The following is a 21,486-nucleotide window of genomic DNA, read 5'->3' on the forward strand; positions in this document are numbered from 1 at the left end:
CCTTCGGCGATCCTAGGACAGGCTGCCGACACGGTCGAGCCGGGCCCGTTCGACGTCCCGACGCGCGCCGTCTCCCTCCCGGCTCCTCGTGGCGGTCGCTCGACGCAGGTCGGCAGGATCTCCCTCGCGTGCCTCCTCGGCGACTGGCTACGGTCGGGTCATGCCGATCGTCCCCGACACGAAGAACTGGACCTGGGTGCTCGACGAGCCCTGCCCCGAGTGCGGCTACGACGCCGCCGAGGTCGAGCTGGGCGACGTGCCCGGCCTGGTGCGGGCGAACGCCGCGGCGTGGCCCGCCGAGCTGCGACGCGACGACGCCCGCGAGCGACCGGACGACGCGACCTGGTCGCCGCTCGAGTACGGCGCGCACGTGCGCGACGTGTTCCGGGTCTTCGACGGCCGCCTCCGGCGCATGCTCGACGAGGACGCCCCCGCCTTCGAGAACTGGGACCAGGACGCCACGGCGCGCGACGACGACTACCCCGGACAGGACCCGGCCGTCGTCGCCGAGCAGCTGCTCGCCGCGGCCGAGGTCGTCGCCCGCCGCTTCGAGGAGGTGCCCGCCGACCAGGTGCACCGCACCGGCCTGCGCGGCGACGGAGCCGCCTTCACGGTGGAGACGCTCGGCCTCTACTTCGTGCACGACCCGGTGCACCACCTGCACGACGTGCGCCGCTGACGGCTCTCGCGGTCTCCGCCCGTCGCGACGCCGGCCGACGATCATCCACTTGCCTCGGATGGTGGCCCGGGCTCCGTCGGCGCCGATGATCGGGTCGCCGAGTCGGCCCGAGTCGCTCGAGTTGCCCTGAACGGTCGCTCGGGCTGACGGGGAAAAGCCGTTCAGGGCAACTCGACCGCCGTCGCGTGCGGTCAGCGGACCCCGAGCGCCACGACGAGGGCGCCGAGGCCGGCCGCGAGGGCGAGCGCCGCGGTCGCCGCGGGCAGCGCGCCCCCGGTGGTGGGCACCCGGGCAGGCGAGCCCGTCGAGCCGGCGTCGACGCCGTCACCGGGATCGCTCTCCGAGCCGCCGTCGGCGCGGGTGCGTCCGGCGTCACGGGCGGCGAGCAGGAGGCGGTGCACCCGTCGGTCCCGCCGGTGCGCCGCCGCGAGCACGGCGAGCGACGCGACGACCCCGAGCCCGGCCAGCACGTAGGCGGCGGGTCCGAGCAGGGGCGGCAGCACGCGCAGCCCGATCAGCGACCCGACGGTCAGCGCCAGGCCGGTGCGGCGCCAGGCGAGCGCGGTGCGCTCGGGCTGCAGGCCCGGGTCCCACGGGCCATCGGTCACGCCAGCACGACCCCGAGCAGCACGAGCACCCCGGCGACCGCGACCGCGATGCCGAGCGGCAGCGCCAGCGGCGCGGACGGCAGCGGCCGGTCGGCCCGCAGAGCACGCTCGGTGCGGGCCCAGCCGACCCAGGCCTGCACGGGCGCCGCGATCCCGGCGACGATCAGCACGAGCGACGCCGCGAGCCGCAGCCCGGGCTGCAGGCCGAGGCCCAGCGCCTCGAGGGCGACGCCGCCCGCCACGAGCGCGAGCGACGTGCGCACCCAGGCCAGGAACGTGCGCTCGTTGGCCAGGCTGAACCGGACGTCGGGCTCCTGCCCCGTGCCGTAGACGCGACGGGGGAACCGGCGGTCGCCGCCCCCTGCGCTCACCGGCCGCCTCCTGCGCGCCGCCGGCGGATGCGGATCGGGCCCTTGGCGGTCGACGGGTCGACCACCGAGCCGCCCTGCGTGATGTCGACCTCGCCGGCCGCGACGAGCCGTCGGGCGGCCCGTCGGACGGGCTCCATGAGGTCGCGCCAGGCGGCTTCGTCGTCGGGGGCGATCGACCGGGCGACGTCGGACGGGCAGATCGTCGACGTCGCGGCACGGGCGGCGAGGAGCTCGCGGATCCGCTCCTCGAGCTGGCGGTCGAGCGCGGTCACCTTGCGGCGGCGGCACGCGTCGCTGCAGTAGGCGACCTCGTCCCAGTTCGCGGCCCACTTCTTGCGCCACTCGATGCGGCGGCCGCACGAGCGGCAGGTCTTCTCGTCGGGCGTGCTCACCCGTCCATGCTGCGCCTCGCGGCTGACGCGTGGCTGACGAACCGACGCGAGGACGGTGAACCGACGCGATCCTCCGCGCAGGTTCGTCGCTCGAGCGTCGCGACCCGTCGGTCGACCTGCCCTCGACAGAGCGGTCTGCTCTCGCTAGCGTCGAGGGAGCGACGGCGCCGACCGGGCCGCCGCACGACCACGACCGCCACGGCCGTCCGCACCGAGGAGGCGCGCGCATCCGACTGCCCGACTCGCTGACCGTCCACGGCCCCGTCTCCGTCTCGCGGCCCTGGATCGCCTGGGCCCGGGCCGTCACCCGCCTCACCACCACGGGGCGGGCCAGCCGCTCGGAGTTCTGGTGGACGTGGCTGCTGCAGACCGCCGTCGCGGCGGTCCTGCTGCTGCTCGTGCCGCTGCTGCAGGGCCGGACTCGCGACCTCAGCCTGCCGACAGGTCCTTTCGGGCCGGGTCCGCTGGGGACCGTGCCGATCTTCTCGTGGACCGACACCTCCGGCGACCCAGCGGGCGGCGCCTCCGTCCTGATCTGGACGGTGTGGTCGCTGCTCACCCTCGCTCCGATGGTCACCCTCGCGATCCGGCGGCTGCACGACGCGGACTACTCGGCGTCGTGGGCGCTCGGCGCCGTGATCGTGCCGCTGCTGTCGTTCGTGGTGCTCGTGCTGCTGGCGCAGCGCTCGAAGCCGGCGGGCGTCCGCTTCGAGCGTGTGCCCGTCGACGGGCGGGTCGCCGATCCGTCCCTGGCGCCCCCGACGGGCAGCCAGTAGGATCGACCCTGGTCGCGCGTCACGTGCGGCCCCGGGCGTGCACGACAGCGCGCAGTCGGGATCACCATCCTCCCCGCCGAGCCGGCCCCGCAGCATCGCTGAGCGTCAGCACCGCTGAACCGCAGCAGAGCTGCCGGAGCCACGGCACCTCGGGTCGAGGGAACGGCGCCCGCCGACTGACCGAGACCCTCCCATGACACCTGCTGCCCAGGGTCGTCCCTCGACGACCTCCACCTCTGCTTCGTCCTCGACCCGCGCCTCCTCGACGGGTCGACCTGTCACCCCCGCGAAGTTCCCCCTCGCCGGGCTGCTCGCGCTCGCCGTCGCGACGTTCCTCAGCATCTCGGGCGAGATGCTGCCCACCGGCCTGCTGCCCGAGATGAGCGGCGAGCTCGGCGTCAGCGAGTCGAGCATCGGCCTGCTCGTCAGCGTGTTCGCATTCACCGTGGTGCTCACCAGCACCGGGCTCACGCACCTGACCCGCAAGCTGCCCCGCCACCTCATCGTGGTCGGCCTCATCACCGTGCTCGCGATCAGCGCGGCGCTCACGGCGATCGCGCCGACCTACGAGCTCGTCGTCGCGTCGCGGGTGCTCGGCGGACTGGCGCACGGCATGTTCTGGGCGATCGGCGGCGCGTACGCGGCGCACCTCGTCCCGCGGGAGCAGGTCGGGCGCGCGCTCGCCGTCGCGATGAGCGGCGGCACGCTGGCCTTCGTGCTCGGCGTGCCCCTCGGCACGGCGCTCGGCCAGGCCCTCGGCTGGCGTGCCGCCTTCGGCATCCTCGCCGGGGCGATGGCCCTCGGCGCGGTGCTCGTCTGGCGTCTGTTGCCGCCGGTCCCGTCGACGCACACGGCACGGCCCGCAGGCGACTCCGAGGAGGCGCTGGCCGCCTCGACCGCGAAGGGCAGCGTCCCGACGCTCACCGGCTCGACGCCGACCGCGTCGCGGCACCTGCCGCCGCCGTCGGTCATGGGCATCGTCTTCAGCTGCCTGATCACGGCCGTGTTCATGGTCGGCCACTACTCGTTCTTCACCTACATCGCGCCGTACCTGCTGCGCTCGACGGGCATCGCGGAGTCGAGCCTCAGCGTCGCGCTCTTCGCGTTCGGCATCGCGGGCGGCGTCGGCCTGCTCATGGTCGGCTGGTTCCTCGGCAAGCGGCCGCGGGTCAGCATCCCCGTGGGGGTGGGCATCGTGGTGGTGTCCGTGCTGGCGCTGGTGCTGCTCGAGGGGCAGCCGGGCCCCTCCTTGGTCGCCTTCGTGATCTGGGGCGTGACGTTCGGGGCGCTGCCCCCGCTGTTCCAGACGAAGATGCTGCAGGTCAGCCCCGAGAAGCACCGCGACATCGCCAGCGCGTTCTACACGACGGCGTTCAACACCGGCATCGGCGGAGGCGCCCTGATCGGCGCCCTCGTGCTCGACGGGTCGGGGCTCGACACGCTGCCGCTGCTCTACGTCGGCATCGCGGCCGTAGTGCTCGTGGCCGTGGTCGTCACCGACCGCGTGCTGGTCGCCCGCGCGCGCCGCTAGCTCGCGCCCGCGGCGGCCGAATGCGAACACCGCCGAGTGAACGGGCCACCGCGTAGTTCGGCGGTGTTCCGTTCACTCGGCGGTGTCAGAGCGGTGCGGGTGCCTAGCGGCGGCGACCGGAGCCGGAACCGGCCTGACCGTTCCCGCCGCCCTTCCGGTTCTGGAACTTGCGGATGATGATGGGGATGAGCAGGGGTGCGAGCCTGCGGAGCAGCGAGGCCATGGGTGACTCCGTATCGTCGGTGGACGCTCGACGGTACCCGCTGGTCGCCGCGAGGGCGCACGAGCAGGTGCACGCACCTGCCGGCTTGCGCCCAGCGGCCAGGCCAGGCAGGGCGGCCAGCGCCACCGGAGCGGCGCGGCCGGGCCCGAGGAGGCGCGCCCCCGTCACCGGGACCGCCGTCGGAGCCCCTCGGTAAGGTGGCACGGCCCGCCGGCGCAGGGAGCCGGCGGCGAGTCCCCAGGGGGAGACACCCATGACACCGACCATCTCGACGACCCGCTCGCGCAGGGCCGTGGCGACTGCCGCCTCCGGGGCGCTGGCGCTGGCGCTCCTCCTCACCGGCTGCACGAGCGGCGGCGACTCCGACGACGAGGCGAGCCAGGGGGCGACGAGCGGGTCGGGCAGCGGCAGCTCGGCGTCGGCAGGCGACGGCGAGCCCGGCACGATGATCGCCTTCGGCTCGTGCGAGGCCGTGGGCGCGGCCCTGGGCTCCGCGGTCGAGGGCCTCGAGCTGCGGGACGAGAGCACGGCGACCGACGAGGGCTTCCAGTGCTCGTGGGCCTCGTCGACCGAGGAGACCACCGACGCGAGCGCCGTGCAGGCGGTCATCGCGGTCGCCCAGGTGCAGGAGTTCGACGCCGACACCATCGCCGAGCAGGCCGACACCGTGGCCGCGACCGAGGGCGTCACCGCCGTCGACGACAGCCGCGCCGCCGACCTCGACGGGCGCGCGTTCACCCAGACCGGCGAGAGCACGGGCATCCTCGTGAACGGCGGCACGGTCATCACGACGCACGGCCTGTTCAACGTCACGGCGACCGCGACCACCGAGACCTCGCTCGACGCCGACCAGGCCCTCGACGCGGCCTTCTCGCTGATCAACTAGCAGCGGCAGCGGCAGCCGGAAGCCGCATCACGCGGCCAGGCGGGTCAGCGCCCGAGCACGCCCGTCATGAAGGCGGCGATCGCACGCTGGCCGGCGTCGTTCGGGTGCAGTCCGTCCGACGAGAGCAGGCTGCGCAGGTCGGTGCTGCCCGCACCGGCCAGCGCGTCGCCGAGCGACACCGACACGACGCCGGTCTCGTCGACGACCTCGTCGAGCGCGGCGGCGTAGTCGGCGATCGGCGCCTTCCCGGTGTCGGCCAGGCCGGCCGCCACGGGGAACTCGTCGACGACGACCACGGTAGGAGGCGCGTCCAGCGCCTGCAGCCCCTCGACGACGTCCCGGTAGCCGTCCGCGAACTCCTCGGGGCTGCTCCCTCGCAGGTCGTTGGCCCCGAGCGTGATCGTGACGACGTCGGGCTCGGCCGCGGCCACCGCCTCGAGCCAGCCCGCGAGGTCGTCGGTGAAGGTGCCGGTCGTGGCGCCCGACCGCGCCGAGTCGTACAGGGTCACGCCCCGCTCCCGGTCGCCGTCGAAGGCGGCGATCCCGTGCAGCACGACGGGGTCGTTCGAGCGGTCTCCGGCCGCCACGGTCACCGTGACGGTGTGCGGCCCCGAGTCGAGGTCCTCGACCGGGGTCACGGACGACGACGCCGAGGAGTCGCCGGTGTCGACCCGGCCCTGCCGGGTGCCGTCGACGTCCCAGGTGAAGGAGCCGCCGCCTCCTGCCCACCAGAGGTCCACGTCGGTGCCCGTCACCGGCCAGCTCACCCGTGCGCCGGGCTCGAGCTCGAGGCTGCGGAAGCCCAGGGCAGGCGAGGTGCCGTCGAGGTCGACGCCGCCCTGCCGGTCGGTCGCCCAGTCGCCCCAGGGGGAGTCGGGCCCGTACGTCGCGAACACCGCCGGGCGGTAGCCGACACCGCCCGTGACGCCGTCGACGGGGTGGGCCGTCCGCAGCGCGTCGCGGGTCAGGTCGACCCAGCGGCTGTCGACCGACGAGGCGCCCTGCCCCTCGGTGATCGAGTCGCCGACCGCGAGCCACCGGGCGGGCGACCCGTCGACGTCGGCGAGGGCGGCGTCCCAGGCGGCCCAGGCGTCGTCGGAGCCGGTGCTCGGGCCGGTGCCCGCGTCGGGCGCGGCCGAGGCGCTGCCCGTCGCGCCCGACGTCGCGCCGTCGTCCGCCCCGCCGCCGCCGGTGCACCCGGTCAGCAGCAGGGCCGCGGCGAGCAGCCCCGCGACGGGCAGGGCTCGTCGCGTCGACGAGCGCCGCGAGCGGGTCGTCGAGCGCGAGCGGATGGTCGAGGAGGCGCCGGTCACGACTCCGTCACCCGGCCGCCCTCGACGCGCCACTGCCGGTCGAGCCGCACCGTCTGCAGCATCCGCCGGTCGTGCGTCACCAGCAGCAGCGTGCCCTCGTACGACTCGAGCGCCTGCTCGAGCTGCTCGATCGCGGCGAGGTCGAGGTGGTTCGTCGGCTCGTCGAGCACGAGCACGTTCACGCCGCGGGCCTGCAGCAGGGCGAGCCCGGCGCGGGTCCGCTCGCCGGGCGACAGATCGTCGACGGGGCGCGAGACGTGGTCGGCCTTCAGCCCGAACTTGGCGAGCAGCGTGCGCACCTCGGCCTGGGGCCAGTCGGGCACCAGCGCCTCGAAGGCGTCCGCCAGGGGCTCGTCGCCGGCGAGGAGCGCACGCGCCTGGTCGATCTCGCCGACGGCGATGCTGGCTCCGCGGCTGGCGCCTCCTTCGCTCGGGGCCTGGCGTCCCAGGAGCCCGCGCAGCAGCGTGGACTTGCCCGCCCCGTTGGGTCCGGTGATGCCGATGCGGTCGCCGCCGTCGACCTGCAGCGAGACGGGTCCGAGCACGAACTCGTCGCCCGGCTCGCCCTGGCGGAACACCGCGCCGCTGAGCGTCGCGACGACGGCGCTCGACCGCGGTGCCGAACCGATGGTGAACTCGAGCTGCCATTCTTTGCGGGGCTCGTCGACCTCCTCCATGCGCGCGATGCGGCTCTCCATCTGACGGACCTTCTGGCCCTGCTTCTCGCTCGACTCGGCGGACGCCTTGCGGCGGATCTTGTCGTTGTCGGGGGCCTTCTTCATCGCGTTGCGGACGCCCTGGCTCGACCACTCGCGCTGCGTGCGGGCACGGCCGACGAGGTCGGCCTTCTTGTCCGCGAACTCGTCGTAGGCCTCGCGGGCGTGACGGCGGGCGGTCTCGCGCTCCTCGAGGTAGGAGTCGTAGCCGCCGCCGAACACGCGGTTCGACGACTGGGCGAGGTCGAGCTCGAGCACCTTCGTGACGCAGCGCGCGAGGAACTCGCGGTCGTGGCTCACGAGCACGACGCCCCCGCGCTGGCCCTGCACGAAGCGCTCGAGCCGCTCGAGGCCGTCGAGGTCGAGGTCGTTGGTGGGCTCGTCGAGCAGCGCGACGTCGAAGCGGCTGAGCAGCAGGGCGGCGAGGCCGACCCGGGCCGCCTGGCCGCCGCTGAGCGAGGTCATCGGGCTGTCGGGGCCCACGGCGCCCTCGGCGGCGGCTTCAGCGCCGAGGCCCAGCTCGGCGAGGACCTGCGGGAGGCGGTCGTCCAGGTCGGCCGCACCGCTCGCGAGCCAGCGCTCGAGCGCCGTCGAGTACACGTCGGCCGGGTCGAGCCCGTCGGCGCGCGGGGCGGCGTCGACGTCGCCGAGGGCGGAGGCGGCCTCGTCCATCTCGGCGGCGGCCTGGGTGCAGCCGGTGCGGCGGCCGATGTAGCCGGCGACGGTCTCGCCGGGCACGCGCTCGTGCTCCTGCGGCAGCCAGCCGACGAACGCGTCACCCGGGCTCAGCACGACGGAGCCGCCCTGCGGCTCGTCCACCCCCGCGAGGAGGCGCAGCAGCGTCGACTTGCCGGCCCCGTTCACGCCCACCACGCCCACGACGTCGCCGGGCGCGACCGTGAGGTCGAGGTGGTCGAACAGGGTGCGGTGCCCGTGGCCGCCGGCCAGGTCCTTCGCCACGAGTGATGCGCTCATCGGACCATTCTCGCCCGGTGTCGGCCGTCAGGGCGCCACGGGTGCGTAGTCGTAGACGAGGGGAGACTTGCCGAGTGTGTCGTAGACGGCCCGTGCGGACCAGGATCCCTCGCCGACGGCGAAGAAGTAGTCGCTGCCCGAGACGAGTCCCCCGGCGACCTCGACGCTGTTCTCCTCGGTGACGCCCGCCTGCAACCTCAGGACGCCGCAGTCGTCGGTGCGGATCTCGACCTCGGTCCGCGAGCTCCCCGCTCCGAGACGGTTCGCCGAGGAGCGGACCCCGGCCTCCGCGGACGTCACCGTGCATCTCACGTCGATCCGGTGCGTCTCGTCATACCGGAGGAGAGCTGTGGGGGCGACGACGAACAGGCCGACGCCCACGACGAGCGGGCCCAGCACGATCGCCGCGACGAACAGGTCGTTCCTGCGGCGCGACGGAGATCTCATCTGCGCTCCCCGGTGTCGAGCATCCGCCCAGGGGCTCGCGTCGGACCCGATCGAGGGCTGGGCGACGTCACCTCCCGCCTCGACGGCCGTCCGTCCACTCGGCTTGTCACCGTGTCGCGCCCTCGCGGTCGCACGCGTCGTGGCCGTTCACCCGGACCCCTCACCGCGGCCGCACCGGACCCCACGGCAACTCCGGCGTCCGCTCGCCCGTCCGGCTGAAGTGCGCGGCGGCGGCGACCGACCGGCGTCGCAGCTCGCGCGCCCCGAGCAGCTGCGGGTACGGCTCGCCCTCGACGGGCACGGTCTCCGTGTCGAGGGCTTCGTGCCACGGCCCCTCTGCGACGTCGTCCGCCTGGAGCACGAAGTAGGGCGTCCCTCGGTCGCGCAGGAGGAACATGCCCGCCGGCCCCCGCCGCAGCTCGACCTGGTAGGCCTGCTGGTCGCGCAGCCTCCGGACGGCCTTCTCCAGCAACCGAGCTGACGGGTCGACTGCCTCCCACCGGAGGCGGTCCGTCTCGAGACGGAGGACGGTCCGGCCCGGCACGTCCTCCGGCCGGGTCGGCGGGTCGAGCTCGCGGACGGCACGGGCGTCCGCCCGGGCACGCAGCACGCGGCCGAGGCTGGCGCCGCAGAACACCCCGGCGGAGGTGGTGAGCACGTTCCACGCCTCGGGCAGGCCGGGGGCGACGGTCGGGACGACGAGGAGCACGCCGACCGTGACGGAGAGACGCACGGCGTCGGGGCGGTGCCGGCGGCTGCCGGTCACCGTGCCGGCGAACACGGCCACGACCGCCCAGAAGACGACGAGACCGGGCGTGACGCCGCCGAAGAGGGAGGCGGCGACGCCGACGGGCAGCGCGGCGACGGCGAGCACGAGGCGGTCGACCGACGGAGGCGCGAGCGCCGGCGACGGCGCGAGTCGGCGGAGGGCGTCGGCGGGCTGCTGCCGCTGCTGCGGACGGCGCTCCTGCTGACGGGGCCGCCCTCGCCCGTCGTGCTGCGGTGCTCCCGGCTGCGGCCGGTCCGGTGTGCTCCCCACGAGCTCCCCCTCGTCGTCGGCCGCTCTCGGCGGCGGCCTGCCTCCGATCCTGGCAGCGCTGGCCGTCCCGAGGCCGCGCGCCGCGCCTCCTCGGGATCGTCTCGTCCGCTGCCGAGCCGCGACCCAGCCGCGATCGAGCCCGGGCTGGCAGGGTGGGCCCATGGCTACCCTCACTCGTCCCCGCCGCGGCAAGGTCATCGCCGGAGTCTGTGCCGCACTCGCGAACCGCTTCGGCCTCAGCCCTTTCCTCGTGCGGCTGCTGTTCGTGCTGTCGCTGCTGCTGCCCGGCCCGCAGGTGCTGTTGTACCTCGTGCTCTGGGTGGTGTTCCCGAAGGAGGGGCGCTAGCACCCGGCAGGACCGGCCACGGTCCGCAGCGGGTCGGGTCTCGCAGCACGCAGGGTCAGCCCAGCGTCTGGACCAGGCTCTCCTGCAGGTAGCCGAGCCAGTCGAACACGTCGTGCATGACGACCACGTGCGGGTCGTCGCTCGGCGCCGGCCCGTCGGCCGTCACGCCGAGACGGCTGCCGAGCACGAGCCGCAGGTCGGTCAGCGTCCGCAGCCACGACTGCTGCCCCGCGGCGTCGAGCCGCTCGGCCGTCGGCGCGGCGACGTCGTCGAGCACCCGTCGCGCGTTGGCGAGCTTGCGGGCGATGAGGTCGTCGGAGGTGAACCTGCGGAACTCGGCCGCCGCCTCCTCGTCGTCGGGGTAAGCGGAGGGGAGGAGGCGCGCCACGGCCGGGTCGCCCGGGTCGCCGCCCTCGAGCACGGTGACGAGCTGGGCGACGAGGTCCCCGAGCAGCCTCGCCTCGTGCTCGGGCAGGTCGAGCAGCAGGTCGTCGCCACGACGCCGGAACGGCATCACTCGTCGGCCTTCGCGACGGTCGCCCAGAGGCCGAAGTCGTGCAGGGCCTCGACGTGCCGCTCCATCGCCTCGCGCGGGCCGGTGGCCACGACGGCGCGGCCGGTCGTGTGCACCTGCATCATGAGGCGCTCCGACTCGGCCGCCGCGTAGCCGAAGTAGCTGCGGAACACCCAGCTCACGTACGACATCAGGTTGACCGGGTCATCCCAGACGAGCACGACCCAGGGCACGTCGGGCGCGACGAGGAGGCGCTCGCCGGTCTCGGTCCCGGTGCGCGTGTCGTCGAGGGTCTGCGTCACCGCACCAGCGTGCCACGGCTCGCCCGACAGAACGAACCGTCTGGTCTGCCGGCGTCAGGGCGACCGGCTGTCACGAGGGCCGACTGCCACGTCGATCGTGCGGATCGGCGCGTCTCGACCAGCGCCTCCGGGACGCCTCCGACGACGCCCCCGGTCTCGCATCCGCCCAGCCCGCCGAGATATGATCGACCGGTCGCGACTGGCGTTCAGATGGTCACCATCGGGGAGCGACGCACACACGGTACGTGGCCGTACGCCTGGGCCACCTCACCACCTGAAGAACCGGCACCTCGTGCCGCCCTCGTCCCGTGACCGTGTAGAGAGAGACCCGCCATGACGATCCAGTCAGAGTCCACCGCCAGCGCCGCCGGCACCACTGCGGCCGGCACCAGCGCCGGCCAGAAGCTGCCCTCGACCTTCAACGCCCCCCTCAGCGAGGTCGACCCCGAGATCGCCGCCGTGCTCGAGCAGGAGCTCGGCCGCCAGCGCGACTACCTCGAGATGATCGCCTCCGAGAACTTCGTGCCGCGTGCCGTGCTCGAGTCGCAGGGCTCCGTGCTGACGAACAAGTACGCCGAGGGCTACCCGGGCCGCCGCTACTACGGCGGCTGCGAGTTCGTCGACGTCGCCGAGAACCTCGCCATCGAGCGCGCCAAGTCGCTGTTCGGCGCCGACTTCGCCAACGTGCAGCCCCACTCGGGCGCCCAGGCCAACGCCGCCGTGCTGGCGGCGCTCGCCGACATCGGCGACACGATCCTCGGCCTCGAGCTGTCGCACGGCGGCCACCTGACCCACGGCATGAAGCTCAACTTCAGCGGCAAGATGTACAAGGCCGTCGCGTACGAGGTCGACCCCGAGACGTACCTGATCGACATGGACGTCGTGCGTCGCCAGGCGATCGAGCACCAGCCCAAGGTGATCATCGCCGGCTGGTCGGCCTACCCCCGCCAGCTCGACTTCGAGGCATTCCGCGCCATCGCCGACGAGGTCGGCGCGTACCTCTGGGTCGACATGGCGCACTTCGCCGGGCTCGTCGCCGCCGGCCTGCACCCCTCGCCCGTGCCGCACGCCCACGTCGTCTCGTCGACCGTGCACAAGACGCTCGCCGGTCCCCGGTCGGGCGTGATCCTGTCGAACCACGAGCCGCTCTTCAAGAAGCTCAACTCGGCGGTGTTCCCCGGCCAGCAGGGCGGCCCGTTGATGCACGTCATCGCCGCCAAGGCGACCGCGTTCAAGCTCGCGGCCGAGCCCGAGTTCAAGGACCGCCAGGAGCGCACCATCCGCGGCGCCCAGGCCCTCGCCGCGCGCCTGATGCAGGCCGACGCGAAGGCGGCCGGCGTCGACGTGCTCACCGGCGGCACCGACGTGCACCTCGTGCTCGTCGACCTGCGCGCCAGCGAGGTCGACGGCAAGCAGGCCGAGAACCTGCTGCACGAGGTCGGCATCACCGTGAACCGCAACTCGGTCCCGTGGGATCCTCGCCCGCCGATGGTCACCTCCGGCGTCCGCATCGGCACGTCCGCACTCGCGACGCGCGGCTTCGACGACGCCGAGTTCGCGGAGGTCGCCGACATCATCGCCGCGACGCTGATGCCCGAGCCCGACATCGCCGCGCTGGCCGCGCGGGTGAAGGCGCTGACCGACGCGTTCCCGCTCTACGCGTGAGTGCGGGCGTGGGCCCGGTCGACGCGACCGGCGCCTCCTCGTCCCCTGAGCCGGCCGGTGCAGCCGACCGTGCGACTGCTGCTGATGCTGCTGCTGCACCGAGTGCCGCTGCGGCTGGTGCCCCTGCCGGTGCGGCCGGTGCGGCCGGTGCTGCCGGTGCCGGTGCTGCTGACGGTGGGGCCGCGGTCACCGGTGCGGCCGCGGTCGCCGGTGCTGGTGCTGGCGCCGGCGTCGTGCGCTCCGGTGGTGCCGCCGTCGGCGCGGGGCCCTCGCCTGCCGGTGCCGTCGGGGTCGACGTCGACGAGCAGGGACGGCCGCTGATCGCCGGGCCGGGCAGCGCCGTCAAGATCGACGGCACAGCCCTGGCCGCGACCGTCAAGGCCGACCTGCGCGAGCGGGTCGACGCCCTCAAGGCGCGCGGCACGGCGCCGGGGCTCGGGACGATCCTCGTCGGGGCCAACCCCGGCTCGCTGTCGTACGTCGCGGGCAAGCACCGCGACTGCGCCGAGGTGGGGATCGAGTCGATCCGCATCGATCTGCCCGACACGGCGTCCGAGGCCGACATCCGCGCCGCGATCGAGACGATGAACGCAGACGAGGCCGTGACGGCCTTCATCATCCAGCTCCCGCTGCCCGAGGGCATCGACCCGACAGCGATGCTCGAGCTGATGGACCCCGCGAAGGACGCCGACGGCCTGCACCCCGTCAACCTCGGCGAGCTCGTGCTCGCCGTGCCCGGGGGCAAGGGTTCCATCGACACGCCCCTGCCCTGCACGCCGCGCGGCATCGTCGCGATGCTGCGCGCCTACGACGTGCCGATCGCCGGCGCGCACGTGACGATCGTCGGCCAGGGGCTGACGGTGGGGCGTCCGCTCGGGCTGCTGCTGACGCGACTCGAGGCGACGGCCACGCTGACGCATTCGCGCACGGCCGACGTCGCCGCGGAGGTGCGCCGGGCCGACATCGTCGTGGCCGCCGCCGGGGTGGCCGGGCTGGTGAAGCCGGACTGGGTGCAGCCCGGAGCGACCGTGATCGACGTGGGCATCACGCGTGTCCTCAACGAGGAGACCGGCAAGTACAAGCTGCGCGGCGACGTCGACCCGGGCGTGGCCGCCGTGGCGGGCGCCCTGTCGCCGGTGCCCGGGGGAGTCGGCCCCATGACGCGCGCGATGCTGCTCGCCAACGTGGTGGAGGCCGCCGAGCGCGTCGCCTGAGGCGCCGCGCCCGCTGCGCGCGCGAGATGCGCGAAAAGGGACGAAGTAGGGGCGGGCCCAGCCCTACTTCGTCCCTTTTCGCGTAAGTCGCGCTCGCGCCGTGCGGGTCGTGTCAGGCGTCGCGGCGCGCGCCCTCGGCGGGGTGCACCGTGAAGACGGTCGGCGCGGCGAAGCCGGCCTCCGCGAACGCGGCGGTCACGGCCGATGCGACGGCATCGCGGTCGGCCGAGCGGACGAGCGCGATCGCCGAGCCGCCGAAGCCGCCGCCGGTCATGCGCGCGCCGACGGCTCCTGCCGCCTGGGCGGTGGAGACCGCGAGGTCGAGCTCGGGCACCGAGATCTCGAAGTCGTCGCGCATCGAGACGTGGGAGGCGTCGAGCAGCGCGCCGATGGCGACGGCGCCGTCGGTGCGCAGGGTGCGCACGGTGTCGAGCACGCGCTGGTTCTCGGTGACCACGTGGCGCACACGGCGGAACGTCTCGTCGTCGAGCACCTCGGCGGCGCGGGTCAGGTCGTCGACGTCGAGGTCGCGCAGCGAGCTGACGCCGAGCGCCTCGGCGCCGCGCTCGCACGAGGTGCGGCGGTCGACGTAGCCGCCCGTGGCGTGGGCGTGCTCGACGTGCGTGTCGACGACGAGGATCTCGAGGCCGGCCGCGTCGAAGCCGAGGTCGACGACGTCGGCGTCGAGGCTGCGGCAGTCGAGGAACACGGCCGAGTCGGCCTGGCCCAGCAGCGACGCGGACTGGTCCATGATGCCGGTGGGCGCGCCCACGGCCTCGTTCTCGGACAGCTGGCCGACGGCGGCGAGGGCAGCGCGGTTCACGTCGAGGCCCCAGAGCTCGGTCAACGCGACGGCGACCGAGCACTCGAGGGCGGCGGACGACGACAGCCCGGCGCCGATCGGCACGTCCGAGGTGACGAACAGGTCGAGCCCGGGCACCGTCGACAGGTCGATCGTCGAGAGGTCTCCGCCGGCGGCGGCGAACGACGGCGATGCGGCGCGCGTCGGCGCGACGGAGAGCGCCCAGGCGATGCCGAACACGTAGGCGGACCAGCCGGCCAGGCGGGCCGGGTCGAGCTCGTCGAGCGAGATCTCGTGGACGCTCTCGTCGAAGGTGCTGGCGACACGGAGGAGGCGGTCGTCACGCACGCCGACGGTCACGACCGTGCGGCGGTCGATCGCGAACGGGAACACGAAGCCGTCGTTGTAGTCCGTGTGCTCGCCGATGAGGTTGGCGCGGCCGGGCGCCGACCACCGTCCGGCGACGGCGGTGTCGAAGACGGAGGCGAAGTCGCGGGCGTGGCCGGTCTCGGTGGCGCGGGCAGCGCCTCCTGCGGTGTCGGGGGTGGTGTCCATCAGCGCGTCATCGCCTCTCTCAGTCGGTCGGCCTGGACCTCGGGCACGAGGTCGCCCACCCAGGCTCCCATCGCGGCCTCGGAGCCCGCCAGGAACTTCAGCTTGGTCTCGGCACGTCGCGGGGACGTGATCTGCAGCATCAGTCGGACGGTGTCGCGCCCGACGTTGACGGGAGCCTGGTGCCAGGCGCCGATGTAGGGCGTCTCGTCGCCGTAGAGGGCGTCGAGGCCCGTGAGGAGGCGCTTGTACATGACCGCGAGCTCGTCGCGTTCGTCGCTCGTCAGGCCCGCGAAGTCGGGCACGTGGCGGTGGGGGAGCAGGTGGATCTCGATGGGCCAGCGCGCGGCGAACGGCACGAAGGCCGTGAAGTGCTCGCCGGCGAGGACGACGCGCGGGCCGCTGCGCTCGCTCTCGAGCAGGTCGGCGAAGAGGTCGGGGCCGTAGGCGTCGATGCTGCGCAGCAGCGCAGAGGTGCGCGGCGTCACGTAGGGGTAGGCGTAGATCTGGCCGTGCGGGTGGTGCAGGGTCACGCCGATGGCCTGGCCGCGGTTCTCGAACGGGAACACCTGCTCGACGCTGGGCAGGGCCGAGAGGGCCTCGGTGCGGTGCGCCCACGCCTCGACGACCGTGCGCGCTCGGGAGTCGCTGAGGCCGGCGAACGAGCCGTGCGTCTCGGGGCTGAAGCAGACGACCTCGCAGCGGCCGACGCTGCGGCGCGTGCGGCCGAGGCCGACCTCGGCCAGGTCGGCGAGACCGGCGGGCGCGTCGGGCCCGTCGAGGGTCGGGCCGAACGACGGGGAGCGGTTCTCGAAGACGGCGACGTCGTAGAGGTCGGGGATCTCGGACGGGTTCGTCGAGGAGGCGGGGGCCAGGGGGTCGAGCTCGGCCGGCGGCAGGAACACGCGGTTCTGGCGCGAGGCCGCGATCGAGACCCACTCGCCCGTGAGCGGGTCCTGACGCATCGAGGCGGTCTCGGGGCGCGGGTCGAGCACGCGCGCGTCGGCACGACGCTCGGCGCCGAGGGAGGTGTCGGCGTCGTCGAAGTAGATGAGCTCACGGCCGTCGGCCAGTGTCGTCGGGCGGATGGCGATCGACGCCATGGTGCCTCCTCGGGGGGCGGGGGTGGGGCCTGCGGACGCCCCCGCGACTTGCACTTGCGAAAGCAGGTGAAAGCATACGAAGATCGAGGGGTGACCCGCAACCCCGACGACGCCCCGCTGCCCGGAGAGCGTCGGCGCGGGCGCATCGCCGACCTGGTCGGCCGTCGCGGGTTCGTCTCGACCTCCGAGCTGGCGCGTGAGTTCCGGCTCTCCGAGGTGACGATCCGCACCGACCTCGAGAGCCTCGCCGCCGAGGGGCTGCTGTCGCGCGTCCACGGCGGCGCCCTCTCCGTCGACCGGCCGGTCGAGCGCCCCTTCGAGGAGGAGAGCGCGGTCGGCACCGACGCCAAGAAGGCGATCGGCGTCCTTGCCGCCTCGCTCGTGCGCTCGGGCGACTGCGTCGTAATAGACGTCGGCACCACGACGACGCAGATCGCCCTGGCCCTGCTCGACCGTCACGACCTCGAGGGGGTCGTCGTCGTCACCAACGGGCTGACCATCGCGCTGGCCCTCGAGCAGGCTGTGCCCCGGTTCACGGTGATCGTCTCGGGCGGCACCCTCCGGCCGCTGCAGCACTCGCTCGTGAACCCTCTGGCCACCAGCGTCTTCAGCTCGATCACCGCCGACCTCGCGTTCATCGGCTGCACGGGAGTGCACGCCGAGCACGGCGCGACCAACGTCAACCTGCCCGAGACCGACCTGAAGCGCCTCATGACCACCACCGCCCGGCGCTCGTACATCGTCGCCGACGGCGGCAAGCTCGGCGAGGCGCACCTGGGCGTCATCGGCCCGCTCGACCGGTTCGAGGCACTCATCACCGCCGACGCCGAGGCCGGGCAGGTCGACGCCCTGCGGCGAGCCGGGCTCGAGGTCGTCGAGGCCGAGCTGCCCGACGACGGTCCCGGCCCGGCCGGGTCGGCCGACGACCTGGCAGGCTGACGCCGGAGGCGCGGTGCCGGCCACCGGCACGGCTGCGGCTCCTGCGGTCCGCACCCGCACCTCCTGCGACGACGCTCACCACGGTCGCGACGCTCACGACGAAGGGACGACCATGACGACCCCACCCACCGGGCACCAGCACGAGCTGAGGCTCGAGGCCGACGGCCGCGTCGTCACGGCGACGGTGACCGAGGTCGCCGCCGGGCTGCGCGCCCTGGCCGTCGACGGCGAGGCGCTGACCGAGACGTTCGCCGAGGACGAGACGCCCCCGTCGGCCTGCGGCATCACGCTGTTCCCCTGGCCGAACCGCGTCGACGGCGGCCGCTGGACCCTCGACGGGCGCGAGCTGCAGCTCGACCTCACCGAGCCGGCCAAGGGCAACGCGAGCCACGGGCTGCTGCGGTACACGGCGTACCGGGCGGTCGACGTCGAGCCGCACGCGGTGACGCTGGCGGCGACGGCGTTCCCGCAGCACGGCTGGCCCTTCACCCTCGAGACGACGGTGCGGCACGAGCTCATCGCCGACGGCATGCGGGTGGTGCACACCGTCTCGAACGTCGGTGCAGCCCGTGCGCCGTTCGCCGTCGGCTCGCACCCGTTCCTGCGCGTCGGCGAGCACGACCCGGCGACGCTGACGATCACGCTGGAGGCGGCGACCCGGTACGAGGTCAGCGAGCGCGGCATCCCGACCGGCACGTCGCCCGTGGCGGGCACGTCGGCCGACCTCCGTGGCGGGCCCCGCCTCGGCGACCTCGACCTCGACACCCCCTACCGTGACGTGCAGCCCGGCGCCGACGGCGTGCGCCGCACGCGGCTGGCGGCGCCCGACGGCACGGCGACCGAGCTCTGGCAGGACGAGGCGTTCCCGTACGTGCAGGTGTTCACGCCGCGGAACTTCCCGCGCGCGGGGGTCGAGGGGCTGGCCGTGGCGGTCGAGCCGATGACGGCACCGCCGAACGCGCTCGCGACCGGCGAGGGGCTCCTCTGGCTCGAGCCCGGCGAGAGGTGGACGGCGGCGTGGGGCATCCGGCGGCTCGCCGCGGGGGCCGATGCAGATGCCGCCGACGGGCCGGCCGACGCGGGTGACCGGGCCTGAGGCGACCAGGTTCGCACCCTGCGAAAACAGGTCAGACGCCCTTTTGTCCACGAAACGCAGGCAGCCATGGCGGTCTGACACGTTCATGGGCCTCGGGCGCTAGCGTGTATCCGTTCGGCTGGTTACCGAACACAAGTCGCCGAGAGGTCCGTGCGCCGATCCCCACCTGATCCGGGGACCGGAGCCGCTCCTGGTGCACCGTGCCCCCGCTGGCTCCGCCGGTCGGGGGCACGCTCGTCTCCGCCGTCCGCGGCCGGCCATACGCGCGTCCTCGACACGACGAAGGCGACACCCGGTGGATCTGGGTGTCGCCTTCGTCGATCGTGGGCCCCGTGGGGCTCGAACCCACGACCCGCGGATTAAAAGAGCGTGCCCGGTTACAAACCGTTGGTGACGCGTGGCTACCGTTACGAGCCGACTAAGACCGGATTTTCCCTAGTTTGCAGCGATGCGAGACCTGCGGGCGGGCTTCCAATGGCGCGCTTCGGTTGCGTTCGGTCGGTGTCGGTGCGGCAAGGTCTGTGGGGTTTTCGTGGGGTTCGTAGCGCTGAACTCGGCTACTCCCAGACGGCGATGGACTTCACGTCCTCAGCATCTTCCGGGCTGACTTCCTCGACGGGGTCGCCCCGGTGCACGATGCTGTCTTTTGGGTCGAGGGGCCGGGGTGCATCTTCTGCGAGACGCAACCGTTCGACCTGCTCCACATAGTTGGGGGCACTGAGGCTTGCCATGAGGGCCGGTATTGATGAGCCGGTCCCGCCCTTATTGACGGTGCGGACCTTGAAGGTTTTGGCCAGCGTGAAGCGAGGTGCGACTTCTGCGGCCACCACGACGATCTTGACTCGTCGGAAGCTGCCCATGCTCTGGTTTGTCTCGGGGTCGGTCAAGTCGTTGGTGGCGGGGTCGAGGATCGCAAAGTAGGCCCCTTCTTCAACTCCGTGTTGGCTGCCTCGATTGAAAATGACCTCGCGGTCACTGACCACTTCAGCGATCTGGCCACGAATGGCTTCGCTCTTTTGTAGCGAGTTCTGGCCGTCATTCATTCTCGGTCCCTTTCGACCAACGGGCGAGAGCATCTGAGCCCGCGCTTTCTAGAGCCTGCACTTCCGCAACCGCGCCCGGCGCGATGCCTTCCCACTCGGCCGTCGCGTCATACAAAGCCTTCGCCGTCTCTCCAAGCTTGTCTTGGATATTGACCATGGCGAGCTTGACTTGGGTGTTGCTGGGCAACTGGGCTGCGCCCGTGGCGACAGTTTGAAGCTTCTCGATGCTCTGCGCCAAAGCGATGAGATCCCGCATTGCTCGGACGGCCTGAGGGCTGTGGTCGACGGGTGCTGGCTCTGTTTGAAACAGAGCGCCAAGAATGGCACCTAGGACGCCCGAAACGCCGACAAGAATTCCTGTGGTCGGGTCCTTGGGGTAACTGGTAACGCCGATTACGACGATGGCCGTAGCGACTGCCAGGCCTATCCAGACCTTTGGGCCAATAACGAGTCTGCGCCCGGCAAAGTGCAGCGTAGGCGCGCTGCGCTTCTCGGGGTCCTGGGTCACATGGTGATCATAGTGTCGGACTGCGTCTCATTGAACCCGCGTCATTCGACCAGCTTTAGCGCAACCGCCCGCGTCGGACAGCTCGTGACTGTCGCCCTGGTGTCTCGCCGGCTCGTATGCCTTCGGCCCGCAGCGCCCGTGCGCGCTCAGCGGTCGTCTGGGGGCGGCGCGTGCCGTCTGGGCGGCGGTAGGGGTCGTTCAGGTAGCCGCCGTGCTCGGTGGGAATGTTGTCGTTGGGGCGCTTGGTCATGGTGTTCCTTCCTGTTGCTAACAGGCTACGGCTCATACAGCCAATGCCGCAGAACACAGTCGATTCATGGCGTCGACAAGCTGTCGAGTTGCTTCCCATATTAGCTTTGGCGCTCTGTCAAGCGGCGCACGCTGCTAAACGGCTAGGGTTTGTATTGTAAGCAAGTGACCCAACGGCAACGGTTTATATAGTGCCGAGATAGGAACGACAATGACCACCACCCGTGGGCCAGACCCTCTGGGCTTTACCGAAGAGCTGCGTTGCACCATTTCGCCCGAGGCCGACAACGCTTTGCGGCTGCTGGTCGAGCTCAGCGGTGTCAGCCGGGCGCACTTCGTGCGGCAGGCCCTGAACGACATGCTCGCGGCCATGGGCCTCGTGTTCCCCGGCGTGACCGACACCCTGCACCCCACCCTCACCGGCGGACGCCCCCGCCCCACACAGAAGGACACACCATGACCAACGCCCTACCGCCCTACCCGGCGTCGTCCGGCCCCAGCGCCGCCCGCCGCCTGCGCGAACGAGCAATCGCGCTGCGCGACGCCGCCGATGACCTGCGCGAGCAGATCGTCCGCACCGAGACTGCCTTCACCGGGCGGTTGGCCCAGGAGGACGAGCGCACCACCACCCAGAGCCGTATCGCGGCTCTCGCCAAAGAAGCGCGCAAGCGCCCTCGCAAGTAGAAGGAGAACGACAATTCCCGTGATGATGCCCGGCCTCAGCCCCGACGAGGCCCGAAAGGCCGTCCGCGAACTGAGTTACGACAACACCGCCGCCGAGAACGAGAATGTCAAGCGCATCGACGACGCCGCATTCGACGTGGTCCGCCCGTACGAGCGCAACCTCGTCGTGCAGGCTGACAGCCTCCTGGAGCGGGCGGCAGGCGACCTGGCGAAGGCCTCGAAGCACTCCCAGGCGATGTTCGACGAGCTCGAGATGCCGTTGCTCGGTACCGCGACCACCCGCGTCGACATCACCGACGCCGCAGGGCGCTACGAGCGGATGCGCGCCGACGCGGAGGCGCAGATCAGCGCGCTCGAACGAGCAGCCGACCAGGCCGAGTGGGCAGCAGACCGCTGCGCCGACCCGTACGCATCCCTGAACGAGATGATGACCAACTACCCGGCCCTGCGCATCAAGGGCACCTTCACCCTCTGAACAGACCGCCGCCCTGGCTCAGGAGGCATGAACCAGGG

Annotated in this window: 25 protein-coding genes and 1 riboswitch; of the genes, 12 read left to right on the forward strand and 13 right to left on the reverse strand. The window is 72.8% G+C overall.

Annotated features, from left to right (window positions below):
- Nucleotides 1-160: 160 nt before the first annotated feature.
- The gene (locus IFT90_RS02495; protein ID WP_192040825.1) at nt 161-679 is read left to right on the forward strand and encodes a DinB family protein; all 519 of its coding nucleotides are present in this window, start codon (nt 161-163) and stop codon (nt 677-679) included.
- Between the two features lie 191 nt (nt 680-870).
- On the opposite strand, the gene IFT90_RS02500 is transcribed toward IFT90_RS02495, so the two are convergent.
- From IFT90_RS02500 to IFT90_RS02510, 3 genes are read right to left on the reverse strand one after another with little or no spacing between them, the layout of a single operon-like run.
- Nucleotides 871-1,287 carry a DUF202 domain-containing protein gene (locus IFT90_RS02500; RefSeq protein ID WP_192040826.1) on the reverse strand — a complete coding sequence of 139 codons (417 nt, stop codon included), beginning with the start codon at nt 1,285-1,287 and terminating at the stop codon, nt 871-873.
- Complete coding sequence (locus IFT90_RS02505; protein ID WP_192040827.1) at nt 1,284-1,658, reverse strand: DUF202 domain-containing protein; 375 nt, start codon at nt 1,656-1,658, stop codon at nt 1,284-1,286. Before IFT90_RS02505 ends, IFT90_RS02500 begins: the two co-directional genes overlap by 4 nt.
- Nucleotides 1,655-2,050: a DUF3253 domain-containing protein gene (locus IFT90_RS02510; protein ID WP_192040828.1), complete on the reverse strand. Its 396-nt coding sequence runs from the start codon at nt 2,048-2,050 to the stop codon at nt 1,655-1,657. Before IFT90_RS02510 ends, IFT90_RS02505 begins: the two co-directional genes overlap by 4 nt.
- Nucleotides 2,051-2,334: 284 nt before the next feature.
- Between IFT90_RS02510 and IFT90_RS16800 the strand changes: the two genes are divergently transcribed.
- The 3 genes from IFT90_RS16800 (at nt 2,335) to IFT90_RS02525 (ending at nt 5,466) form a co-directional block, all read left to right on the forward strand.
- On the forward strand, nt 2,335-2,826 hold the full coding sequence (locus tag IFT90_RS16800) for a DUF805 domain-containing protein (protein ID WP_371812139.1): 492 nt from the start codon (nt 2,335-2,337) through the stop codon (nt 2,824-2,826).
- Between the two features lie 193 nt (nt 2,827-3,019).
- Nucleotides 3,020-4,357, forward strand: coding sequence for an MFS transporter (locus IFT90_RS02520; protein ID WP_192040829.1), 1,338 nt, complete (start codon nt 3,020-3,022; stop codon nt 4,355-4,357).
- A gap of 476 nt (nt 4,358-4,833) precedes the next feature.
- Nucleotides 4,834-5,466 carry a hypothetical protein gene (locus IFT90_RS02525; RefSeq protein WP_192040830.1) on the forward strand — a complete coding sequence of 211 codons (633 nt, stop codon included), beginning with the start codon at nt 4,834-4,836 and terminating at the stop codon, nt 5,464-5,466.
- Between the two features lie 44 nt (nt 5,467-5,510).
- Here the strand turns inward: IFT90_RS02525 and IFT90_RS02530 are convergent, their stop codons facing one another.
- From IFT90_RS02530 to IFT90_RS02545, 4 genes are all read right to left on the reverse strand, one after another.
- Nucleotides 5,511-6,779 carry an SGNH/GDSL hydrolase family protein gene (locus IFT90_RS02530; RefSeq protein WP_192040831.1) on the reverse strand — a complete coding sequence of 423 codons (1,269 nt, stop codon included), beginning with the start codon at nt 6,777-6,779 and terminating at the stop codon, nt 5,511-5,513.
- A complete protein-coding gene (locus IFT90_RS02535; RefSeq protein ID WP_192040832.1) occupies nt 6,776-8,470 on the reverse strand; it encodes an ABC-F family ATP-binding cassette domain-containing protein in 1,695 nt (564 codons plus the stop codon). The genes IFT90_RS02530 and IFT90_RS02535 overlap by 4 nt, the downstream gene beginning before the upstream one ends.
- A gap of 27 nt (nt 8,471-8,497) precedes the next feature.
- Nucleotides 8,498-8,917 (reverse strand): hypothetical protein, encoded by a 420-nt coding sequence (locus IFT90_RS02540; protein ID WP_192040833.1) that lies wholly within the window; start codon nt 8,915-8,917, stop codon nt 8,498-8,500.
- A gap of 160 nt (nt 8,918-9,077) precedes the next feature.
- The gene (locus IFT90_RS02545; protein WP_192040834.1) at nt 9,078-9,956 is read right to left on the reverse strand and encodes a hypothetical protein; all 879 of its coding nucleotides are present in this window, start codon (nt 9,954-9,956) and stop codon (nt 9,078-9,080) included.
- A gap of 160 nt (nt 9,957-10,116) precedes the next feature.
- Between IFT90_RS02545 and IFT90_RS02550 the strand changes: the two genes are divergently transcribed.
- The gene (locus tag IFT90_RS02550) at nt 10,117-10,302 is read left to right on the forward strand and encodes a PspC domain-containing protein (RefSeq protein WP_123547822.1); all 186 of its coding nucleotides are present in this window, start codon (nt 10,117-10,119) and stop codon (nt 10,300-10,302) included.
- Between the two features lie 55 nt (nt 10,303-10,357).
- On the opposite strand, the gene IFT90_RS02555 is transcribed toward IFT90_RS02550, so the two are convergent.
- Nucleotides 10,358-10,816, reverse strand: coding sequence for a DUF2017 domain-containing protein (locus IFT90_RS02555; protein ID WP_192041401.1), 459 nt, complete (start codon nt 10,814-10,816; stop codon nt 10,358-10,360).
- Nucleotides 10,816-11,118 carry an ATP-dependent Clp protease adapter ClpS gene (gene clpS / locus IFT90_RS02560; protein ID WP_123547824.1) on the reverse strand — a complete coding sequence of 101 codons (303 nt, stop codon included), beginning with the start codon at nt 11,116-11,118 and terminating at the stop codon, nt 10,816-10,818. The genes IFT90_RS02555 and clpS overlap by 1 nt, the downstream gene beginning before the upstream one ends.
- Nucleotides 11,119-11,303: 185 nt before the next feature.
- Nucleotides 11,304-11,388, forward strand: a riboswitch (ZMP/ZTP riboswitch).
- A 63-nt stretch (nt 11,389-11,451) separates the two neighbouring features.
- Here clpS and glyA point away from each other — a divergent pair.
- Nucleotides 11,452-12,783: a serine hydroxymethyltransferase gene (gene glyA, locus IFT90_RS02565; protein ID WP_192040835.1), complete on the forward strand. Its 1,332-nt coding sequence runs from the start codon at nt 11,452-11,454 to the stop codon at nt 12,781-12,783.
- A gap of 320 nt (nt 12,784-13,103) precedes the next feature.
- Complete coding sequence (locus IFT90_RS02570) at nt 13,104-13,997, forward strand: bifunctional methylenetetrahydrofolate dehydrogenase/methenyltetrahydrofolate cyclohydrolase (RefSeq protein WP_192041402.1); 894 nt, start codon at nt 13,104-13,106, stop codon at nt 13,995-13,997.
- Nucleotides 13,998-14,109: 112 nt separating this feature from the next.
- Here the strand turns inward: IFT90_RS02570 and galK are convergent, their stop codons facing one another.
- Nucleotides 14,110-15,354, reverse strand: a complete 1,245-nt coding sequence (gene galK, locus IFT90_RS02575; RefSeq protein ID WP_192040836.1) for a galactokinase — start codon at nt 15,352-15,354, stop codon at nt 14,110-14,112.
- Nucleotides 15,354-16,454: a galactose-1-phosphate uridylyltransferase gene (gene galT, locus IFT90_RS02580; RefSeq protein ID WP_192040837.1), complete on the reverse strand. Its 1,101-nt coding sequence runs from the start codon at nt 16,452-16,454 to the stop codon at nt 15,354-15,356. Before galT ends, galK begins: the two co-directional genes overlap by 1 nt.
- A gap of 90 nt (nt 16,455-16,544) precedes the next feature.
- Between galT and IFT90_RS02585 the strand changes: the two genes are divergently transcribed.
- Both IFT90_RS02585 and IFT90_RS02590 read left to right on the forward strand, forming a co-directional pair.
- Nucleotides 16,545-17,393: a DeoR family transcriptional regulator gene (locus tag IFT90_RS02585; RefSeq protein ID WP_192040838.1), complete on the forward strand. Its 849-nt coding sequence runs from the start codon at nt 16,545-16,547 to the stop codon at nt 17,391-17,393.
- A gap of 112 nt (nt 17,394-17,505) precedes the next feature.
- The gene (locus tag IFT90_RS02590) at nt 17,506-18,489 is read left to right on the forward strand and encodes an aldose 1-epimerase family protein (RefSeq protein WP_192040839.1); all 984 of its coding nucleotides are present in this window, start codon (nt 17,506-17,508) and stop codon (nt 18,487-18,489) included.
- A gap of 557 nt (nt 18,490-19,046) precedes the next feature.
- Here the strand turns inward: IFT90_RS02590 and IFT90_RS02595 are convergent.
- Entirely contained in the window at nt 19,047-19,532 is a 486-nt protein-coding gene (locus IFT90_RS02595) for a hypothetical protein (protein ID WP_192040840.1), read from the reverse strand.
- Nucleotides 19,525-20,040 carry a hypothetical protein gene (locus IFT90_RS02600; protein ID WP_192040841.1) on the reverse strand — a complete coding sequence of 172 codons (516 nt, stop codon included), beginning with the start codon at nt 20,038-20,040 and terminating at the stop codon, nt 19,525-19,527. Before IFT90_RS02600 ends, IFT90_RS02595 begins: the two co-directional genes overlap by 8 nt.
- Nucleotides 20,041-20,500: 460 nt before the next feature.
- Between IFT90_RS02600 and IFT90_RS02605 the strand changes: the two genes are divergently transcribed.
- The 3 genes from IFT90_RS02605 to IFT90_RS02615 are packed head-to-tail and all read left to right on the forward strand — an operon-like array spanning nt 20,501 to nt 21,448.
- Nucleotides 20,501-20,749: a hypothetical protein gene (locus tag IFT90_RS02605; protein WP_192040842.1), complete on the forward strand. Its 249-nt coding sequence runs from the start codon at nt 20,501-20,503 to the stop codon at nt 20,747-20,749.
- Nucleotides 20,746-20,973, forward strand: a complete 228-nt coding sequence (locus IFT90_RS02610; protein WP_192040843.1) for a hypothetical protein — start codon at nt 20,746-20,748, stop codon at nt 20,971-20,973. Before IFT90_RS02605 ends, IFT90_RS02610 begins: the two co-directional genes overlap by 4 nt.
- A gap of 22 nt (nt 20,974-20,995) precedes the next feature.
- Nucleotides 20,996-21,448, forward strand: coding sequence for a hypothetical protein (locus IFT90_RS02615; protein WP_192040844.1), 453 nt, complete (start codon nt 20,996-20,998; stop codon nt 21,446-21,448).
- The last annotated feature ends 38 nt before the right edge of the window (nt 21,449-21,486 follow it).

Origin of the sequence: Frigoribacterium sp. CFBP 8766, assembly GCF_014841435.1 — a bacterium.
GTDB lineage: Bacteria > Actinomycetota > Actinomycetes > Actinomycetales > Microbacteriaceae > Frigoribacterium.

What these genes read in the sequence shown, in the direction of transcription:
- IFT90_RS02495 (WP_192040825.1), top strand. Translation starts at nt 161, where the DNA reads ATGCCGATCGTCCCCGACACGAAGAACTGGACCTGGGTGCTCGACGAG.
- IFT90_RS02520 (WP_192040829.1), top strand. Translation starts at nt 3,020, where the DNA reads ATGACACCTGCTGCCCAGGGTCGTCCCTCGACGACCTCCACCTCTGCT.
- IFT90_RS02525 (WP_192040830.1), top strand. Translation starts at nt 4,834, where the DNA reads ATGACACCGACCATCTCGACGACCCGCTCGCGCAGGGCCGTGGCGACT.
- IFT90_RS02535 (WP_192040832.1), bottom strand. Translation starts at nt 8,470, where the DNA reads ATGAGCGCATCACTCGTGGCGAAGGACCTGGCCGGCGGCCACGGGCAC.
- IFT90_RS02540 (WP_192040833.1), bottom strand. Translation starts at nt 8,917, where the DNA reads ATGAGATCTCCGTCGCGCCGCAGGAACGACCTGTTCGTCGCGGCGATC.
- IFT90_RS02550 (WP_123547822.1), top strand. Translation starts at nt 10,117, where the DNA reads ATGGCTACCCTCACTCGTCCCCGCCGCGGCAAGGTCATCGCCGGAGTC.
- IFT90_RS02555 (WP_192041401.1), bottom strand. Translation starts at nt 10,816, where the DNA reads ATGCCGTTCCGGCGTCGTGGCGACGACCTGCTGCTCGACCTGCCCGAG.
- glyA (WP_192040835.1), top strand. Translation starts at nt 11,452, where the DNA reads ATGACGATCCAGTCAGAGTCCACCGCCAGCGCCGCCGGCACCACTGCG.
- galK (WP_192040836.1), bottom strand. Translation starts at nt 15,354, where the DNA reads ATGGACACCACCCCCGACACCGCAGGAGGCGCTGCCCGCGCCACCGAG.
- galT (WP_192040837.1), bottom strand. Translation starts at nt 16,454, where the DNA reads ATGGCGTCGATCGCCATCCGCCCGACGACACTGGCCGACGGCCGTGAG.
- IFT90_RS02590 (WP_192040839.1), top strand. Translation starts at nt 17,506, where the DNA reads ATGACGACCCCACCCACCGGGCACCAGCACGAGCTGAGGCTCGAGGCC.
- IFT90_RS02595 (WP_192040840.1), bottom strand. Translation starts at nt 19,532, where the DNA reads ATGAATGACGGCCAGAACTCGCTACAAAAGAGCGAAGCCATTCGTGGC.
- IFT90_RS02605 (WP_192040842.1), top strand. Translation starts at nt 20,501, where the DNA reads ATGACCACCACCCGTGGGCCAGACCCTCTGGGCTTTACCGAAGAGCTG.
- IFT90_RS02610 (WP_192040843.1), top strand. Translation starts at nt 20,746, where the DNA reads ATGACCAACGCCCTACCGCCCTACCCGGCGTCGTCCGGCCCCAGCGCC.
- IFT90_RS02615 (WP_192040844.1), top strand. Translation starts at nt 20,996, where the DNA reads ATGATGCCCGGCCTCAGCCCCGACGAGGCCCGAAAGGCCGTCCGCGAA.